This window comes from Acidovorax sp. MR-S7 (genome assembly GCF_000400995.2).
Classification (GTDB): Bacteria; Pseudomonadota; Gammaproteobacteria; order Burkholderiales; family Burkholderiaceae_C; genus MR-S7.
Genome location: NZ_DF238929.1, coordinates 56610 through 74399 on the forward strand (window position 1 = coordinate 56610; position 17790 = coordinate 74399).

Below are 17790 nucleotides of genomic sequence, written 5' to 3' on the forward strand. Positions count from 1 at the left end.
CCAGCCGGGCGCGAGGCGCTATCAAAACCGCATCAACGGCCGGCAGGGCCGGTCTCCGGGCGGCGCTCGGAGATTTCCAGGCCGGTGGCGGCATCGATCTTCAGGCCCTTGGGCAGAGGGAACTTCACGGTCTCCTCGATGCCGTCCATCTTGCGCACGGCCACGGCGCCCAGCTCCTTGATGCGCGCGATCACCGCCTGCACCAGCACTTCCGGCGCCGAGGCGCCGGCCGTCAGGCCCACGCGCGCGACGCCGTCGAACCATTCGTGGCGCAGCTCGGAGGCAGAGTCGACCATGTAGGCCGGCGTGCCCAGGCGCGCGGCCAGCTCGCGCAGGCGGTTGCTGTTGGAGCTGGTGGGGCTGCCCACCACGATGACCAAGTCCACCTGCGGGCTGAGCAGCTTCACCGCATCCTGGCGGTTCTGCGTGGCGTAGCAGATGTCCTGCTGCTTGGGCTCGCGGATGCTGGGAAAGCGCGCGCGTACGGCGGCAGTGATCTCGGCCGCGTCGTCCACACTCAGGGTGGTCTGCGTGACCACCGCCAGCTTGGCCGTCTGGCCGGGCTGCACGCGCGCCACGTCCTGCACGTCTTCGACCAGGTGGATGCCGTGGTCGAGCTGGCCCATCGTGCCCTCGACCTCCGGGTGGCCCTTGTGGCCGATCATGATGAACTCGTAGCCCTCGCGGGCGAGCTTGGCCACCTCCACGTGCACCTTGGTCACCAGCGGGCAGGTGGCGTCGAAGACCGAAAAGCCCCGCGCGTGCGCCTCGGCCTCCACCGCCTTGCTCACGCCGTGGGCGGAGAAGACCAGCGTGGCGCCGGGCGGCACCTCGGCCAGGTCCTCGATGAAGATCGCGCCCTTGGCCTTGAGGTCGTTCACCACGTAGGTGTTGTGCACGATCTCGTGGCGCACGTAGATTGGCGCGCCGAACTTGGCCAGCGCGCGCTCGACGATCTCGATCGCCCGGTCCACGCCCGCGCAAAAGCCGCGCGGCTCGGCCAGGACGATCTCCTGCGGCTTGTCCATCACAGCACGCCGATGATCTGCACCTCGAACGTGACGGGCACGCCCGCCAGCGGGTGGTTGAAGTCGAAGCGCACCGCGCCCTCGCCTTCGCCCTCCGCGCGTACCTCCAGCACCACGCCCGCGAACTGGCCCGTGCCATCGGGGGTGGGGAACTGCACCACGTCGCCCAAGGTGTATTCCTCGTGCGGGTCGCCCAGCTCCTGCAGCAGCTTCCTGGCCACCCACTGTTGCATGTCGGGGTTGCGCTCGCCGAACGCCTCGCCGGCGGCCAGCTCGAAGGTGGCGCGCGCGCCCTCGGCTAGGCCGATCAGGCGCTGCTCCACGGCGGGCGACAGCTCGCCCGCGCCCACGGAGAGCGTGGCGGGCTTGTCGTCGAAGGTGTTGATCACGTCGCCCGCCGGGCCGGCCAGACGGTAGTGCAGCGTGAGGAACGAGCCCTGCTGCACGGTGGGCGCGGGGGCTTGGGAAGGGTCGGCGGTCATACGGGCTCTCGATAAACTGGCCTGCATTGTAGAAAACCGGGCCATTCCCATGCCGCTCAAAGACCTGCCTGCCGACGCGCAGCCGCGCGAAAAGCTCCTGGCCAAGGGCCCCGCTGCGCTGGCCGACGCCGAGCTGCTCGCCATCGTGCTGCGCACCGGCACCGCCGGGCGCGGCGTGCTGCAGATGGCCGGCGAGTTGCTGGAGCGCTTCGGCGGCATCGCCGGGCTGCTGCACGCGCAGGCCGACGACCTGCGCCACTTCAAGGGCCTGGGCGGCACCGCCAAGCGCGCCGAGCTGGTGGCGGTGCTGGAACTGGCGCGCCGCGCACTGGCCCAGCAGTTGCGCGAGCGCGAGGTGTTCGACTCGCCCCAGGCCGTGCGCCACTACCTGCAGCTGCACCTGGCGGCGCGCCCGCACGAGGTGTTCGCCGTGCTGTTCCTCGACGGCGCCCACCGCCTGATCGCCATGGAGGAGCTGTTCCGCGGCACGCTCACCCAGACCAGCGTCTACCCGCGCGAAGTGGTCCTGCGCGCCCTGCACCACCATGCCGCCGCCGTGGTGCTGGCGCACAACCACCCCAGCGGCAGCGTGCAGCCCAGCCGCGCCGACGAGGCGCTGACCCAGACCCTCAAGGCCGCGCTGGGCCTGATCGACGTGCGCGTGCTGGACCACGTGATCGTCGCGCCCGGCGCCTCGCTCTCGATGGCCGAGCAGGGGCTGGTATGAGGCGGCTGGCCGGGCTGGCCGCCTGCGCCGCGGCCCTGCTGCTGGCCGGCTGCGCGCATCCCCCCGCGCCACCATCGGCGCCCGGCGCGGCCGCGCCGCTGCGCCTGATCGGCACCGCCACCCTGCCCCCCGGCACCACCTACGACGGCACGCCCGTGGGCGGCCTCTCGGGCATCGACTACGACCCGGCGCAGGACCTGTACCTGCTCATCAGCGACGACCGCTCCACCCACGCCCCGGCGCGCGTCTATACCGCCCGCCTGCGCTACACGGCCACGCAGCTCGCGCCGCCCGAGTTCACCGGCGTGCATACGCTGCGCCACGCCGGCGGCCGGCCCTTCGCGCCGCCCGCCCGGCCCGAGCCCGGCATGGACGTGCCCGACCCCGAGGCCGTGCGCTGGCGCCCCGGCAGCGGGCATTTCCTGTGGACCAGCGAGGGCGACTTCGCCCGCGGCTTCGGCCCGCAACTGCGCGAAAGCCGCGCCGACGGCAGCGCCGTGCGCGACATCACCCTGCCCGCCGCCTTCCAGCCCGCGCCCGGCGCGGGGCCGCGCGGCAACGGCACGCTGGAGGGCCTGGCCCTCGTGCCCGGCGGCCGCACCGCCTGGCTGGCGATGGAGCTGCCCTGGCGCCAGGACGGCCCGCCCGCCACGCCCGCGTCGCCCGGCGCCCCGGTGCGCTTCACCGCCATCGACGTGGACAGCGGCCGGCCCCTGCGCCAGATCGCCTACCAGCCCGACGCCGTGCCCCACGCGCGCCGCGTGCCCGTGGGGCCGCAGATGAACGGCGTGAGCGAGATCCTGGCCGACGGCCCGCACCACCTGCTGGTGCTCGAGCGCGCCTACAGCGCGGGCGTGGGCGTGTCCGCGCGCCTGTACCGCATCGACACGCGCGAGGGCCAGGACACGCTGGCCCTGCCCATGCTGGCCGCCGCCGCCGCGCCCAAGACCCTGGTGGCCGACTTCGCCGCGCTCGGCCTGGCCGTGGACAACCTCGAAGGCATGGCCTGGGGCCCGCCCCTGCCCGGCGGCGGCTGCGTGCTGGTCTTCGTGAGCGACGACAACTTCAACCCCGCACAGGTCACGCAGTTCATCGCGGTGCAATACCTGGAACCCCAGGGCGGGCAAGGGCGATGCGGTACAACCGCAGCCAGCCCATGAACGCCCTGACCGCCCGCTCCTTCGCCGACCTCAAGCCCCTGCGCCGTGCGCTGCAGGAGGCCGCCGTCCGGCAGGCCGAACGCGAGCGCCAGCGCCGCGAGGCGCAGCAGCGCGCGCACGCCGAGCGGCACCTGTTCCAGGACGCGGTCGGCCCCGTGCAGCCCCTCAAGGGCCAGCACGAGCGCCACTGGCACCTGCCCGCGCCGCCCGAGCCCCTGCCCGTGCAGCGCACGCTGGACGAGGAACGCGTGCTGCGCGAGTCGCTGAGCGACGAATTCGACGTGAGCACCCTGCTGGACGTGGACGACCAGCTCAGCTTCCGCCGCCCCGGCATCGGCCTGGACGTGACGCGCCGCCTGCGCGCGGGGCACTGGAGCATCCAGCGCCAGCTCGACCTGCACGGCCTGCGCACCGACGAGGCGCGCGAGGCGCTGGGCGAATTCATCCGCCTGGCGCACCGCACCGGCCTGCGCTGCGTGCGCGTGGTGCACGGCAAGGGCCTGGGCTCGCCGGGGCGCATGCCGGTACTCAAGAGCCGCGTGCAGCGCTGGCTGGTGCAGAAGAAGGAAGTGCTGGCCTTCGTGCAGGCCCGCCCGGCCGACGGCGGTGCCGGCGCGCTGGTGGTGCTGCTGCAGCCGGGATGCCGCTGAAAGATACCAGCCGAATCGGCCTCCAGCGCTTGCTGGACAAGCGCTAGCAGCTCTCTTTTCAGGAGTATTCCAGGCCATACCGGCGACCTGTGCCTGCGGGCCCACGGGCCGCCGTCTGACGCGGCGCAAGCGTTCCGCCCCTTACCTTCACACCACGATTCAACTCGTCAGGAGCGGACCATGCTGCAGAGATTCTTCAACCCTTCCGTGATCTACACACGCCGGGCCCAGCGCTGCCTCGACGACGCCCGCATGGCGGCCCTGGAGCACGAGTGCGCCGCCGAGCACCACACGGCCCTGGCGCGCATGTACCGCGAACGCGTGGCGCGCCTGGAACGCGAGATGTCTCCTGCGCAAGAGCCCAGCGTGATCCTCGACCCCGCCCTGCATCCGCGCGTGGCCACGCTGCGGCGCGGCGACGGGGGCGCGGTGCAGCAACCCTACCTGGCGCAGAACGCTGCGGCGAGCTAGCCGCCGCGGTTGCGCATCCAGTCGGCCGTGCCCATGAAGCTCTCGTTCAGGCGCGCACGCAGCGCCTCGGGCACGCCCGTCTCGCCCATGGCCTGGTCCATGCAGGCCACCCATTGGTCGCGCTCCAGGATACCGATCGAAAAAGGCAGGTGCCGCATGCGCAGGCGCGGGTGGCCGAAGCGGCTTTGGTAATGGTCGGGTCCGCCGAGCCAGCCGCAGAGAAACCAGAACAGCTTGTCGCGCGCGTCCTGCAGCGTGCTGCCGTGGGCCGCGCGCAGCTCGGCGTAGGCGGGCTCCAGGTCCATGAGGTCGTAGAAACGGTCCACCAGCTGGCGGACCTTGTCTTCGCCGCCCAGCCATTCGAAGGGCGTGGCAGGCGGCTGCGGTGCGGGAGTGGACATGCCCGCGATTGTAGGAATCAGCGCCGTGCCTGCTCGGCCTTGGACTGGCAGGCGATGCAGCGCGCGGCATGCGGCTGGGCCAGCAGGCGCGCCGCGCCCACGCCCTGGCCGCAGTCGGTGCACTCACCGTAGCTGCCGTCCGCCATGCGCTCCAGCGCGGCGCGCACGGCCACCAGCTCGTCGTGGTCGCGTGCGGCCTCGGCGTCGCGCACCACGCCTTCGGCCATGCGGTTGGCCTGGTCGCGCGGGCTGCCCGCGGATTCGGCATTGCCGGCGCTGGAGGCGACGGCCAGGGTGTCGCGCTGCACTTGGCCCAGCTCGCGCAGCAGCTGCTGCTGGCGTTGCTCCAGCACGGTGCGCAGATGCGCGCGCTGGGAATCGGAAAGGGTGGTGGTGTTCATGGGCCCAGCATGCCAGCGGCGGCGCGGGGCATGTTGATGCGCATCAAGCCACGCCGCCCGTGCCGGCCAGCCAGCGCCGGTGCAGCGCGTCCACATCCACCTCGGTGCCCGTGTCCACGTCCAGCGCCAGCGCGCGCTCCTCGGGCGCGAGGGGCTCGGCCGTGTCCTGCTGGCGCGCGAGTACGGGCAGGTCGGCCTCGGACGGGTCGGCGCCCTGCGCGCGGCGGCGGGCCACGCGCTCGCGCAGGCGGTCCGGGTCCGCGTGGCAATGCAGGATGGCGTAGGGCACGCCCAGCGCGCGCGCCAGCGCGTGGAAGGCGTCGCGCTCGGCGCGGCGCAGGAAGGCCGCGTCCACGATCACCGGGTAGCCCGCCTGCAGCGCGGCGCGCGCCCATTCGCCCAGGCGCGCGAAAGTGCGGGCCGTCGCCTCGGGCGTGTAGATGTCCACGCCGTGCGCGGCCGAGTCGGCCAGCGCCGGCAGGCCGTGCAGGCGCTTGCGCTCCACGTCCGAGCGCAGGCGCACGGCGCCCGCCGCCGCGAGCAGGCGCGCGGCCACGGTGGATTTGCCCGAGCCCGACAGGCCGTGCGTGATGAGCAGGCGCGGCTGCCGGGGGGCGGCCAGCGCCTCGGCGCAGGCCAGGTAGTCCGGCCCCGGCTGCGGCGCCGCACCCTGCGCCGCACGCAGTTGTGCGGCCATGGCGCGCACCAGGGCGCGGTAGACCTCGTAGGGCCGCAGCACGTCCAGGCCTTCGTAGTCGCCGGTGGCGGCGAGGTAGGCGTCGAGGAAGCGCCATGCCAGCCCGGAGCGGCCGTGGGCGTGCAGGTCCATGGTGAAGAAGCCCGCGTCGGCCAGCGTGTCGGTCCAGCGCAGGGCGGGGCTGAACTCGATGCAGTCGAAGGCGGTGAGCGTGCCATCCAGGCACACCACGTTGCCCAGGTGCAGGTCGCCATGGCCTTCGCGCACGTGGCCGCCCGCACGGCGCTCGGCCCAGCGCTGCGCCAGCCGGCCGCGGCGCGCGCCGAACCACGCGCGCATCACCTGCAGGCCCGCGGCCTGCGCGCCGGGCAGCAGGGGCGCGAGGGTGTCGAACACGTCGTCGATGGCCCGCCCCACCTGCGCGGCCGAGCCCCAGGCGCTGCCCTCTCCCGTCGCGGGAGCGGCAGGCGCCTCGGCGTGCAGGCGCGCGATGCGCGCAGCGAAGCCGTCGAGCTGCGCCGGGTCCAGGCGGTTCGTGCGCACCAGGGCGTCCAGCTCGCTGCCGACGCAAAAGCGCCGCATGCGCAGCACCCAGTCGATGGCCTGGCTCTCATCACCCCCCTCGCCCGGCTGCCCCAGGCGCGGCGCCTGTGCGCTGCCGAGCAGGGGCAGCACGTCCACATAGAGCGCGGGGGCGAGCCGGCGGTTCAGGCGCAGCTCTTCCTCGCAGTAGTGGCGGCGCGCCTCGATGGAACGGAAGTCGGCGAACGGCAGGCGGATGGGTTTCTTGAGCTTGTAGGCCCAGTCGCCGGCCAGCAGGATGCGGGACAGGTGCGTCTCGATGGCGGCATCGGCCCGCAAGGCGGCGCACAGGGCTTGCGTTTCATCAGTCAAATCGGCCTCCAGCGCTTGATAAACAAGCGCAAGCAGCTATTTAAAACATAGCATCAGTCCGCCGCGCGGCGCAGGGTCTCGACCACCGGGCGGCGCAGCACCCCGCGCAGGCCCCACCAGCCGGCCGCCAGCGCCAGCAGCGCGCCGGCCAGCGCGCCGGCCAGGGGCACCCAGGGCCGCACGGTCCAGGTGAAGTCGAACACGTAGCGCGCCAGCAGCCAGCCCACGGCCACGGCCACGCAGCTCGCCAGGAAGCCCGCGAGCAGGCCCACGCCGGCCAGCTCGGCGCGCTGCACCTGGCGCAGCAGCGCGGCGCGCGCGCCCACGGCACGCATGATGGCGAACTCGCGCGCGCGCTCCTCGCGCGTGGCGGTGACGGCGGCGAACAGCACGGCCAGCCCGGCCGCGAGCGTGAAGGCGAAGAGGAATTCCACCGCGCGCACCACCTGCGCCAGCACGCGCTGCACCTGCGACAGGGTGGCGCTCAGGTCCACGTTGGTGATGTTGGGGAAGTCGTGCACCAGCGCGTTGTCGAAGCCCGGCTGCGCGGGGGCACGGTAAGCGGCGAGGTAGGTGACGGGCACGTCCTGCATGTCCGCCACCGGGTACATGACGAAGAAATTGGCGCGCATGGAGCCCCAGTCCACGCGGCGCAGGCTGGTGATGCGCGCCTCGCTCGTGACGCCGCCGATGTCGAAGCGCAGCCGGTCGCCGAGGTTCAGGCCCAGCGTCTTGGCGATGCCCTCTTCCACGCTCACCGCATCGGGCTCGCCGGGCGTCCAGCGGCCGGCGGTGATGGGGTTGTGCTGCGGCGCCTCGAAGGCGTTGGAGAGGTTGAATTCGCGGTCCACCAGGCGGCGGGCGCGGTCTTCCGCATAGTCCTCCAGGCTGACGGCGCGGCCGTTCACGGCCACGAGGCGGCCGCGGAACATGGGGTACCAGTCGTAGCGCGCCACGCCCGCCTGGTCGAGTCGTTGGCGGAAGGCCTCGGCCTGGTCGGGCATGACGTTGATGACGAAGCGGTTGGGCGCGTCGGCCGGGGTGGCGCGCTGCCAGCTTTCGATGAGGTCGGTGCGCAGCAGCACCAGCAGCACCAGCGCGAGCAGGCCCACGGCCAGGCTGCTGACCTGCACCACGGCGTAGGCCGGACGCGCGGCGATCTGGCGCGTGGCGAGCACCAGCCAGCGCGGGGCCGTGGCTTCGTTGACGCTGGCGCGCAGCAGCCGCACGGCACCCCAGGCCAGCAGGGCGAAGAGCAGCGCCGCGGCGGCGAACCCGCCCACGGCGATGGCGCCCAGCTTGGCGTCGCGGCTCACGGACAGCAGCAGCGCGGCGAAGCCCGCCACGCCCACGCCCAGCAAGGCGAGCGACGCGGGCTTGAGCCCGCCCACGTCGCGGCGGATGACGCGCAGCGGCGGCACGCGCGCCAGCTGCAGCACGGGCGGCAGGCCGAAGGCGCACATCAGCGTCAGCCCCACGCCCAGGCCGAGCGCCACGGGCCAGAGGCCGGGCGCGGGCAGGCCGGCCTCCACCAGCCCGGCCAGCAGCAGCACGAAGACGTGGTGCACCGCGAAGCCCAGCAGCACGCCGAGCGCGCTGGCGAACACGCCGACGGCCGCGAACTCGGCCACGTAGGCCCCCGCGATGGCGCGCTGGCTCTGGCCCAGCACGCGCAGCAGCGCGGCGGCGTCCAGGTGCTCGTTGGCGAAGCCGCGCGCGGCCAGCGCCACGGCCACGGCCGCGAGCAGCGCCGCGAGCAGCGCCACGAGGCTGAGGAATTTCTCGGCGCGCTCCAGGGTCTGGCGCATCTCGGGCTGGCCGCTGTCGATGGATTCCACGCGCACGCCGCGCACGTCGGGCCGGGTGGCGGCGTCCTTGGCCCAGGCGGTGAAGCGTTGCGCGGCGCGCGCTTCGCCTGCCACGGCGAAGCGGTAGGTGATGCGGCTGGCCGGCTGCACCAGGCCGGTGGCGGGCAGGTCGAGCGCGTTGACCATTACGCGCGGCGCGAAGGTGAGAAAGCCCGCGCCCCGGTCAGGCTCCAGCGTGATGATGCGGGCGATGCGCAGGCGGGCGTCGCCCAGCAGCAGTGCATCGCCCAGGCGCAGCGCCAGCGATTCGAGCAGGGGCGCGTCCACCCAGGCCTCGCCGCGCGCGGGGATGTCCCGCGTGGGCTGACCGGGGCGCGCGGGGTCGGCGGTGGTCTGCAGGCGCCCGCGCAGCGGGTAGCCCGGCTCCACGCTCTTGAGCGCCACGAGCCGGCTGGCGCCGCCCTGGGCATCATCGGCGCGCGCCATGGTGGGAAAATTCAGCGTGGTGGCGCTGGCCAGGCCCAGCGCCCGCGCCTGCGCCACGAACGCCTCGGGCGTGGGGTTGTCGCTGGCCACCACCGCGTCGCCGCCCAGCAGCTGCAGCGCGTCGCGCGCCAGGCCGCCCTGCAGGCGGTCGGCGAAAAAGCCCACGGAGGTGAGCGCGGCCACGGCCAGCGTGACGGCCACGATCACCAGGCGCAGCTCGCCCGCGCGCAGGTCGCGCCACAGAGTGCGCCAGCCCAGGGTGAGGGAGGATGGTTTCATGGTGTTTTTGGCCTCCAGCGCCTATCCATCAAGCGCAAGCAGCTATTGAAACAGTAGCAATGATTCAGACGTAGCGCAATGCGGTGGGGGGGCGGCACAGGCCCCACAGGTGCATGCCCGCCTCCTGCGCCAGTTGCAGCGCCAGCGAGGTGGGCGCCGAGATGGTGGCGAAGGCCGGCACGCCCATGCGGGCGCACTTGCGCACCAGCTCGTAGCTGGTGCGGCTGGTCATGACGACGAAGCCGGGCTCGCCCAGGCGACCCGCCAGCGCCAGCCGGCCGAACAGCTTGTCCAGCGCGTTGTGGCGGCCCACGTCCTCCAGCACGTCGGTGAGTTCGCCCTGGGGCGTGGCCCAGCCGGCCGCGTGCACCGACCCGGCCCGGGCGTTGAGCGCCTGCCGCGCGCCCAGGGTGGCGAAGGGGCGCAGGATGGTGTCCACATCCAGGCCCTCGCGCCAGGCGGGCGCGGCCAGGGGCTCGGGATGCAGGTCCAGCGCCTGCAGGCTGTCGATGCCGCACACGCCGCAGCCCGTGCGCCCGGCCAGGGCCCGGCGGTGTTCCTTGAGGCGGGCGAACTGGCGCGGGGCGATCTCCATGTGCACGGCGCAGCTCGCATCGGGCGTATCCACGGCGTGGGTGAGCACTTCCACGTCGCGGCAGTCCGAGGGGTGCTCCACGATGCCTTCGCTCAGCGCGAAGCCCACCGCGAATTCGGCCAGGTCCTGCGGCGTGGCCATCATCACGGCGTGCGAGATGCCGTTGAAGACCAGGGCCACCGGCACCTCGGCCGCCACTTCCACCGGCTGCGCCGCCGCGCCGCCGCCGCTGCGCCACTGGTGGGCGCGCACGGGCGCCAGGGGCGGCAGCGGCAGGGCGGTGTCGGAGGTCGCGGGCGTGTCGGGGATCGGCATGCGCGCACCATACCAGCCAAGCCCCTTCCCCCGAGTCCGTTACTGGGGTATAGCCCGGCTGACTATGATCGGCTCGCCCATGGTCGCGCGCCCGGTTGAGAGGGAGCTGCGCCGCGGGCGGACTACGGGCTAACCCTGTAGCCTTTGCAGAGGCATTGCAACCAAGATGACCCCACAAATAACTCCCCCACGACAGGAGGTTCCGTCATGGACATGAACCGCCGGCATTTCTTCCGCGTGAGCGGCGCAGGGCTGGTTGGCTCCAGCCTGGTCGCCATGGGCTTCTCGCCCGCTACCGCGCTTGCCGAAGTCCGCCAGTACAAACTGGCTGCCACCACCGTCACCCGCCAGACCTGCACCTACTGCTCGGTCGGCTGCGGCATCCTGATGTACGCGCTGGGCGACGGCGGCAAGAACTCCAAGCTCTCGGTGATCCACGTCGAGGGCGACCCTGACCACCCCGTCAACCGCGGCACGCTGTGCCCCAAGGGTGCAGGCCTGCTGGACTTCATCAACAGCCCCAACCGCCTGCTGTACCCCGAGTACCGCGCCCCGGGCTCCAACGAGTGGAAGCGCCTGTCGTGGGACGACGCGCTGACCCGCATCGCCAAGCTGCTCAAGGACGACCGCGACGCGAACTTCCAGGCCAAGACGGACGACGGCCTGACCGTCAACCGCTGGCTCACCACCGGCATGCTCGCCGCATCGGCGTCGAGCAACGAAGCCGGCTACATCACCTACAAAGTGGCCCGTTCCTGGGGCCTGCTGGCATTCGATAACCAAGCCCGTGTTTGACACGGCCCGACGGTGGCAGGTCTTGCCCCGACGTTTGGCCGTGGAGCGATGACGAACCATTGGGTCGACATCAAGAACGCGGACGTTATTTTGATCATGGGCGGCAATGCCGCCGAAGCGCACCCCTGCGGATTCAAGTGGGTGACCGAAGCGAAGGCGCACAACAAGGCGCACTTCATGGTGGTCGATCCGCGCTTCAACCGCTCGGCCTCGGTCGCCGATTTCTATGCCCCCATCCGGTCGGGCAGCGACATCGTGTTCCTCGGCGGGGTCATCAACTACCTCCTGTCGAACGACAAGATCCACCACGAGTACGTGCACAACTACACGGACTTCAGCTTCATCGTGCGCGATGACTACCAGTTCGTGGACGGCATCTTCTCGGGCTACGACGAGGAAAAGCGCACCTACGACAAGAAGAGCTGGGACTACGAGCTGGGCGAAGACGGCTTCGTGAAGACCGACCCCACGCTGCAGCACCCGCGCTGCGTGTACCAGCTCATGAAGAAGCACTACGAGGGCTACACGCCCGAGAAGGTGGAGAGCGTCTGCGGCACGCCGAGGGACAAGTTCCTGCACGTGTGCGAGAAAATCGCCAGCACCGCCGTGCCCGGCCGCGCCATGACCATCATGTACGCGCTGGGCTGGACGCAGCACTCCATCGGCGCGCAGATCCTGCGCTGCGCCGCCATGGTGCAGCTGCTGTGCGGCAACATCGGCGTGGCGGGCGGCGGCATGAACGCGCTGCGCGGGCACTCCAACATCCAGGGCCTGACGGACCTGGGGCTGCTCTCGGCCAGCCAGCCGGGCTACCTGACGCTGCCGAACGAGAAGGAGCAGGACTACCAGGGCTACGTCACTTCGCGCACGCAGAAACCCCTGCGCGCGGGCCAGATGAGCTACTGGCAGAACTACCCCAAGTTCCACGTCAGCCTCATGAAGTCCTTCTTCGGGGCGAATGCCACGGCGGAGAACAACTGGTGCTATGACTACCTGCCCAAGCTGGACAAGCAGTACGACATGCTGCAGATCTTCCAGCTCATGAACGAAGGCAAGGTCAACGGCTACATCGCGCAGGGCTTCAACCCGATCGCGGCGCTGTCCAACAGCGGGCGCGTGCGCGACGGCCTGGCCAAGCTCAAGTTCCTGGTGGTCATGGACCCGCTGGCGACGGAAACCTCGGAGTTCTGGAAGAACTACGGCGAGTACAACGACATCGACACGGCTTCCGTGCAGACCGAGGTGTTCCGCCTGCCCACGACCTGCTTCGCCGAGGAAGAGGGCGCGGTGGTCAGCTCCTCGCGCGTGCTGCAGTGGCACTGGAAGGCCGCCGAGCCGCCGGGCGAGGCCAAGACCGACGTGGCCATCATGTCGGCCCTGCACCTGCGCCTGAAGGCCCTCTACCAGAAGGACGGCGGCGCGTTCCCCGACCCGATCGTCAACCTGGACTGGAAGTACGCGCAGCCTGCGCACCCCAGCTCCGAGGAGATCGCCAAGGAGTACAACGGCAAGGCGCTGGTGGACCTGGTCGATCCCAAGGACCCGACCAAGGTGCTGCGCCCCGCGGGCCAGCAGGTTTCCGGCTTCGCCGAGCTGCGCGACGACGGCACCACGGCCTGCGGCTGCTGGATCTATGCCGGCGCATGGACGCAGGCGGGCAACCAGATGGGCCGGCGCGACAACTCCGACCCGTCGGGCATCGGCAACACGCTGAACTGGGCCTGGGCCTGGCCGGCGAACCGCCGCGTGCTCTACAACCGGGCCTCGGCCGACCTGCAGGGCAAGGCGTTCAACCCGAGGCGCAAGCTCGTCGAGTGGAACGGCAAGGCCTGGGGCGGCTACGACGTGCCCGACACCGGACTGGGCATCGCGCCCGAGACCGGCAACGGCCCGTTCATCATGAACCCCGAGGGCGTGGCACGCTTCTTCGCCCGCAAGGGCATGAACGAGGGACCATTCCCCACGCACTACGAGCCGTTCGACACGCCCGTGGGCCTGAACCCGATGTACCCGAACAACCCCAAGGCCACGAGTTCGCCGGCCGCGCGGGTGTTCAAGAACATCTGGGACACCTTCGGCAAGGCCGACGAGTTCCCGCACGTGGGCACGACGTACCGCCTGACCGAGCACTTCCACTACTGGACGAAGCATGCGCTGGTCAACGCCATCACGCAGCCCGAGCAGTTCGTGGAGATCGGCGAGGCGCTGGCCAAGGAACTGGGCATCGCCGCGGGCGACCGCGTCAAGGTCAGCTCCAAGCGCGGCTACATCAAGGCCGTGGCGGTGGTGACCAAGCGCATCAAGCCGATGAAGATCGAGGGCAAGACCGTGCACCACGTGGGCATCCCCATCCACTGGGGGTTCAAGGGGCTGACCAAGCCCGGGTTCCTCGCCAACACGCTGACGCCCTTCGTGGGCGACGGCAATACCAACACGCCGGAATTCAAGACCTTCCTCGTGAAGGTCGAGAAGGCGTAAGGAGGCCACGATGTCATTGCAATCCCTCGATATCAAGCGCCTCTCCGCCACCACCACTCCTGCGCCGCAGGCGCGCTCCCCCCATGCGGGCGAGGTGGCCAAGCTCATCGACGTGTCCAAGTGCATCGGCTGCAAGGCCTGCCAGACCGCCTGCATGGAGTGGAACGACCTGCGCCAGGAACCGGGCGTGAACGTGGGCGTTTACGACAACCCCAACGACCTGACCGAGAACGCGTGGACGGTGATGCGCTTCACCGAATACGAGAACGAGGCCAGCGGCAACCTGGAATGGCTGATCCGCAAGGACGGCTGCATGCACTGCGAGGACCCCGGCTGCCTCAAGGCCTGTCCCTCGCCCGGCGCGATCGTGCAGTACACGAACGGCATCGTGGACTTCCACGAGGAGCACTGCGTGGGCTGCGGCTACTGCGTCACCGGCTGCCCGTTCAACGTTCCGCGCATCAGCAAGAAGGACCACAAGGCGTACAAGTGCACCCTGTGTTCCGACCGCGTGGCCGTGGGCCAGGAACCCGCGTGCGTGAAGACCTGCCCCACCGGCGCCATCGTGTTCGGCACCAAGAAGGCGATGAAGGACCATGCCGAGGAGCGCATCGCCGACCTGAAGGAGCGCGGCTTCGCCGAGGCGGGCCTGTACGACCCGGCCGGCGTGGGCGGCACGCACGTCATGTACGTGCTGCACCATGCGGACAAGCCTTCGCTCTACCAGGGCCTGCCCGACGAGCCGAAGATCAGTCCGCTGGTCGGCCTGTGGAAGGGCGTCTCCAAGCCGCTCGCCATGGCCGCGCTGGGCGTGGCCGCGGTGGGCAGCCTGTTCCACTACATCACCAAGGGGCCCAATGACGTCTCCAAGGAACTGGAGGACGAGATGGACCGCAAGGACCGCGAGGCCGAAGCCCTTGAGAAGGAGAACCTGCCATGAGACGCAATCCACGCGACCTGCAGCGCTACACGGCAGGCGAACGCGCCAACCACTGGATCGTGGGCATCTGCTTCATCCTACTGGCGCTCTCGGGCCTGGCGTTCTTCCATCCGGCCTTCTTCCCGCTCACGCAGCTGTTCGGCGGCGGGCCGTGGACGCGCATCCTGCACCCCTACATCGGGGTGGTGATGGCGCTGTTCTTCGTCATGATGTTCTTCCGCTTCTGGCGGCTGAACCTCATCGAGCAGCGCGACGTGGAATGGCTCAAGAACGTCGACAAGATGGTGGACGGCGACGACCACAACATGCCCGAGCAGGGCAAGTACAACGGCGGCCAGAAGGTGCTGTTCTGGGGGCTGGTGATCGGCATGCTGCTGATCGTCGTCACCGGCGTGCTCATGTGGCGCGCATGGTGGGCGCCGCCCATCACCGTGATCCGCATCGCGTCGGTGGTGCATGCCATCGCTGCGGTGTGGATGATCGGCCTCATCATCCTGCACGTGTACGCCGCCATCTGGACGCGCGGCACCATCCGCGCCATGCTCTACGGCACCGTCACGCGCGCCTGGGCCAAGCAGCACCACCGCGGCTGGTACCGCAAGGTGACAGGCGACAATAGCTGACCGCTGCGCTCGCCGCTTCCTGCCGCCGGCCCGCATCCACGGCCCGGCGGCAGTTTCATTTCTGGAGACCTGATTTCGTGCAACGCATTCTTCAACCCGGCGAGATCGAAGCCCTCGATCGCACCAACCTGCCCCGCGTCCGCCTGCCCCAGCCGGCCAGCCTGTTCGCCGACCGTGCCGCGCGCCTGGCGCAAAAGGCCGAGGGCAACCCCATCGGCGACTACCTGCGCTTTCTCGCCCGCCTGGTGCGCGCCCAGCAGCAGGCCGCGGGCACGGTACAGACCGCCGCGCCCGAGCCTGCACTGATCGCCCAGGCGCAGGAGCACTCCATGCCCCTGCTGCCCGCCGCCAGCCACGTCGATCCGGCCTGGCACCGCGTGCTCGGCAACCTGCTCGCGACGCTCGACGGCGCCACCGAGGTGCCCGAGGCGCTGCAGCCCACGCTGCAGGCCCTGCGCACGATGCCCGTCGAGGAGCGCGACACCCTCGCCCGCCGCGTGCTCGTCGGCCTGCTCACCGAGCCGCAGGATCTGGCCGCCGCCCCCATCGTCATGGCCGCGCTGCAGGTCACCTTCGCAGACCGCGCCAGCCGCCTGCAAGAGAGCCACGTGCCCTACACCGACCCCGCCACCATTTGCCCCGTGTGCGGCAGCGCGCCCGTGGCGAGCGTGCTGCGCATCGGCGGGCGCGAAGCGGGCCTGCGCTACCTGCACTGCGGCGTCTGCTGCACCGAATGGCACATGGTGCGCGTCAAGTGCACGCACTGCGAATCGACCAAAGGGGTGCGCTACCAGGGCATGCAAAGCGAAGGCAGCGACCAGAAGGACGGCCCGAAGGACGAAGTGGTGCTGGCCGAGACCTGCGACCAATGCCACACCTACCGCAAGATCGCCAACCAGGAAAAAGACCCGCTCGCCGAGCCCCTGGCGGACGACCTCGCCACGCTGCTGCTCGACCTGCTCATGGGCGAGACCGACTACGCCCGCGCCAGCATGAACCCGCTGCTGCCCATGTCCGAAGGCCCCGCCGAATGAACACGGCCGCCCGCCTGCCCGGCGTGGACCGCGTACTCTCCACGCCGCTGGCGCGCACGCTGTCGTTTGAATACGGCGCATCGTCCACCACCGCCGCCGTGCGCGCCGCGCTCGACGCGCTGCGCCCCGCAGCGCTCGCGGGCGAGGCCGCCGCCGAGCACCTCGCGCCCGGAGCCATCGCCACGCGGGCACAGCAGCACCTGGCCGAGCGCTTCGCGCCGCGCCTCAAGGCCGTGTTCAACCTCACCGGCACGGTGCTGCACACCAACCTGGGCCGCGCGCTGCTGCCTGACGACGCCGTGCAGGCGGTGGTGCAGGCGCTCACCACGCCGGCCAACCTGGAATTCGACCTGGCCACCGGCGGGCGCGGCGACCGCGACGACCTCATCACCGACCTGCTGCGCGACCTCACCGGCGCCGAGGCCGCCACGGTCGTCAACAACAACGCGGCGGCCGTGCTGCTCACGCTCAACGCCCTCGCGCCGCGCAAGGAAGTCATCGTCTCGCGCGGCGAACTCGTGGAGATCGGCGGCGCCTTCCGCATCCCCGACATCATGGGCCGCGCGGGCGCGCGCCTCGTCGAAGTGGGCACCACCAACCGCACCCACGCCAAGGACTACGAAGAAGCCATCACCGAGCGCACCGCGCTGCTCATGAAGGTGCACTGCAGCAACTACGCCGTCACCGGGTTCACCAAGAGCGTGCCCGAAGCCGAGGTGGCGGCCATCGCCCACGCGCGCGGCCTGCCGCTGGCCGTCGATCTGGGCAGCGGCACCCTGGTGGACCTGGCGCAATGGGGCCTGCCGCACGAACCCACGGTGCGCGACGTGGTGAGCGCGGGCGCCGACATCGTCACCTTCAGCGGCGACAAGCTGCTCGGCGGCCCCCAGGCCGGCCTGATCGTGGGCCGCAAGGACCTGATCGCCAGGATCAAGAAGAACCCGCTCAAGCGCGCGCTGCGCGTGGGCAAGCTGACGCTGGCGGCGCTGGAGCCCGTGCTGCGCCTGTACCTCGCGCCCGAACGCCTGCCCGAGCGCCTGACCACGCTGCGCTTGTTCACCCGCCCGCAAGCCGACATGCGCGCGCAGGCCGAACAACTGCTGGCCCCGTTGCAGGCCGCCGTGGGTACCGGGTACACCGTGCGCGCCGCGCCCTTGTTCAGCCAGATCGGCAGCGGCGCCCTGCCCGTGGACACGCTGCCGAGCCACGGCCTGGCCATCGCGCCCGCAACCCCGAAGCGCGCGGGCCGCGCCCTCGCCCGGCTCGAAGCCGCGCTGCGCACCCTGCCCCGCCCGGTGATCGGCCACATCGCCAGCGACGCGCTCTGGCTCGACCTGCGCTGCCTGGAAGCGCCCGAGGTGCCCGCCTTCACGGCGCAGCTGCCCGCGCTCGCCGATGCGCTCGCACGGGCGTGAGTTCAAGCCAAATCAGCCTCCAGCGCTTATCGGGCAAGCGCTGGAAGCTCTTGATTCAATAGCACCCGAGCGATAGCGGCAACGCCCTACCCCACCCGCCCCCGTCCACCG

Annotated in this window: 16 protein-coding genes; 9 read left to right on the forward strand and 7 right to left on the reverse strand. The window is 71.0% G+C overall.

From position 1 onward, the window contains the following. Positions 1-32: 32 nt before the first annotated feature. Together ispH and AVS7_RS12690 are read right to left on the reverse strand one after the other, a co-directional pair. Positions 33-1028 carry a 4-hydroxy-3-methylbut-2-enyl diphosphate reductase gene (gene ispH, locus AVS7_RS12685; RefSeq protein WP_020228777.1) on the reverse strand — a complete coding sequence of 332 codons (996 nt, stop codon included), beginning with the start codon at positions 1026-1028 and terminating at the stop codon, positions 33-35. Next, a complete protein-coding gene (locus AVS7_RS12690; protein WP_020228778.1) occupies positions 1028-1510 on the reverse strand; it encodes a peptidylprolyl isomerase in 483 nt (160 codons plus the stop codon). The genes ispH and AVS7_RS12690 overlap by 1 nt, the downstream gene beginning before the upstream one ends. Positions 1511-1559: 49 nt before the next feature. Here AVS7_RS12690 and radC point away from each other — a divergent pair, with 49 nt between their 5' ends. From radC to AVS7_RS12710, 4 genes are all read left to right on the forward strand, one after another. Next, the gene (radC, locus tag AVS7_RS12695) at positions 1560-2237 is read left to right on the forward strand and encodes a DNA repair protein RadC (RefSeq protein ID WP_020228779.1); all 678 of its coding nucleotides are present in this window, start codon (positions 1560-1562) and stop codon (positions 2235-2237) included. Beyond that, positions 2234-3397, forward strand: coding sequence for an esterase-like activity of phytase family protein (locus tag AVS7_RS12700; protein WP_020228780.1), 1164 nt, complete (start codon positions 2234-2236; stop codon positions 3395-3397). The genes radC and AVS7_RS12700 overlap by 4 nt, the downstream gene beginning before the upstream one ends. Next, positions 3370-4047: a Smr/MutS family protein gene (locus tag AVS7_RS12705; protein ID WP_020228781.1), complete on the forward strand. Its 678-nt coding sequence runs from the start codon at positions 3370-3372 to the stop codon at positions 4045-4047. Before AVS7_RS12700 ends, AVS7_RS12705 begins: the two co-directional genes overlap by 28 nt. 180 nt (positions 4048-4227) lie before the next feature. Next, the gene (locus AVS7_RS12710) at positions 4228-4518 is read left to right on the forward strand and encodes a hypothetical protein (protein ID WP_020228782.1); all 291 of its coding nucleotides are present in this window, start codon (positions 4228-4230) and stop codon (positions 4516-4518) included. On the opposite strand, the gene AVS7_RS12715 is transcribed toward AVS7_RS12710, so the two are convergent. From AVS7_RS12715 to fdhD, 5 genes are all read right to left on the reverse strand, one after another. Beyond that, a complete protein-coding gene (locus AVS7_RS12715; RefSeq protein WP_020228783.1) occupies positions 4515-4919 on the reverse strand; it encodes a group II truncated hemoglobin in 405 nt (134 codons plus the stop codon). The genes AVS7_RS12710 and AVS7_RS12715 overlap by 4 nt on opposite strands. 17 nt (positions 4920-4936) lie before the next feature. After that, on the reverse strand, positions 4937-5320 hold the full coding sequence (locus tag AVS7_RS12720) for a TraR/DksA family transcriptional regulator (protein WP_020228784.1): 384 nt from the start codon (positions 5318-5320) through the stop codon (positions 4937-4939). 43 nt (positions 5321-5363) lie between these two features. Beyond that, positions 5364-6911, reverse strand: a complete 1548-nt coding sequence (locus tag AVS7_RS12725; protein ID WP_020228785.1) for a bifunctional aminoglycoside phosphotransferase/ATP-binding protein — start codon at positions 6909-6911, stop codon at positions 5364-5366. A gap of 53 nt (positions 6912-6964) precedes the next feature. Further along, a complete protein-coding gene (locus tag AVS7_RS12730; RefSeq protein WP_020228786.1) occupies positions 6965-9484 on the reverse strand; it encodes an ABC transporter permease in 2520 nt (839 codons plus the stop codon). 64 nt (positions 9485-9548) lie between these two features. Beyond that, entirely contained in the window at positions 9549-10394 is an 846-nt protein-coding gene (gene fdhD / locus AVS7_RS12735) for a formate dehydrogenase accessory sulfurtransferase FdhD (protein WP_020228787.1), read from the reverse strand. A 207-nt stretch (positions 10395-10601) separates the two neighbouring features. Between fdhD and fdnG the strand changes: the two genes are divergently transcribed. The 5 genes from fdnG to selA all read left to right on the forward strand — a co-directional run bounded on the left by fdnG (position 10602) and on the right by selA (position 17679). Further along, the gene (gene fdnG, locus AVS7_RS12745; protein WP_144425100.1) at positions 10602-13667 is read left to right on the forward strand and encodes a formate dehydrogenase-N subunit alpha; all 3066 of its coding nucleotides are present in this window, start codon (positions 10602-10604) and stop codon (positions 13665-13667) included. A gap of 10 nt (positions 13668-13677) precedes the next feature. Beyond that, a complete protein-coding gene (fdxH, locus tag AVS7_RS12750) occupies positions 13678-14607 on the forward strand; it encodes a formate dehydrogenase subunit beta (protein ID WP_020228790.1) in 930 nt (309 codons plus the stop codon). Next, positions 14604-15230: a formate dehydrogenase subunit gamma gene (locus AVS7_RS12755; protein ID WP_020228791.1), complete on the forward strand. Its 627-nt coding sequence runs from the start codon at positions 14604-14606 to the stop codon at positions 15228-15230. The genes fdxH and AVS7_RS12755 overlap by 4 nt, the downstream gene beginning before the upstream one ends. Before the next feature lie 77 nt (positions 15231-15307). After that, positions 15308-16264 carry a formate dehydrogenase accessory protein FdhE gene (fdhE, locus tag AVS7_RS12760; protein WP_020228792.1) on the forward strand — a complete coding sequence of 319 codons (957 nt, stop codon included), beginning with the start codon at positions 15308-15310 and terminating at the stop codon, positions 16262-16264. Continuing rightward, complete coding sequence (gene selA / locus AVS7_RS12765; protein ID WP_020228793.1) at positions 16261-17679, forward strand: L-seryl-tRNA(Sec) selenium transferase; 1419 nt, start codon at positions 16261-16263, stop codon at positions 17677-17679. Before fdhE ends, selA begins: the two co-directional genes overlap by 4 nt. Positions 17680-17790 lie beyond the last annotated feature (111 nt).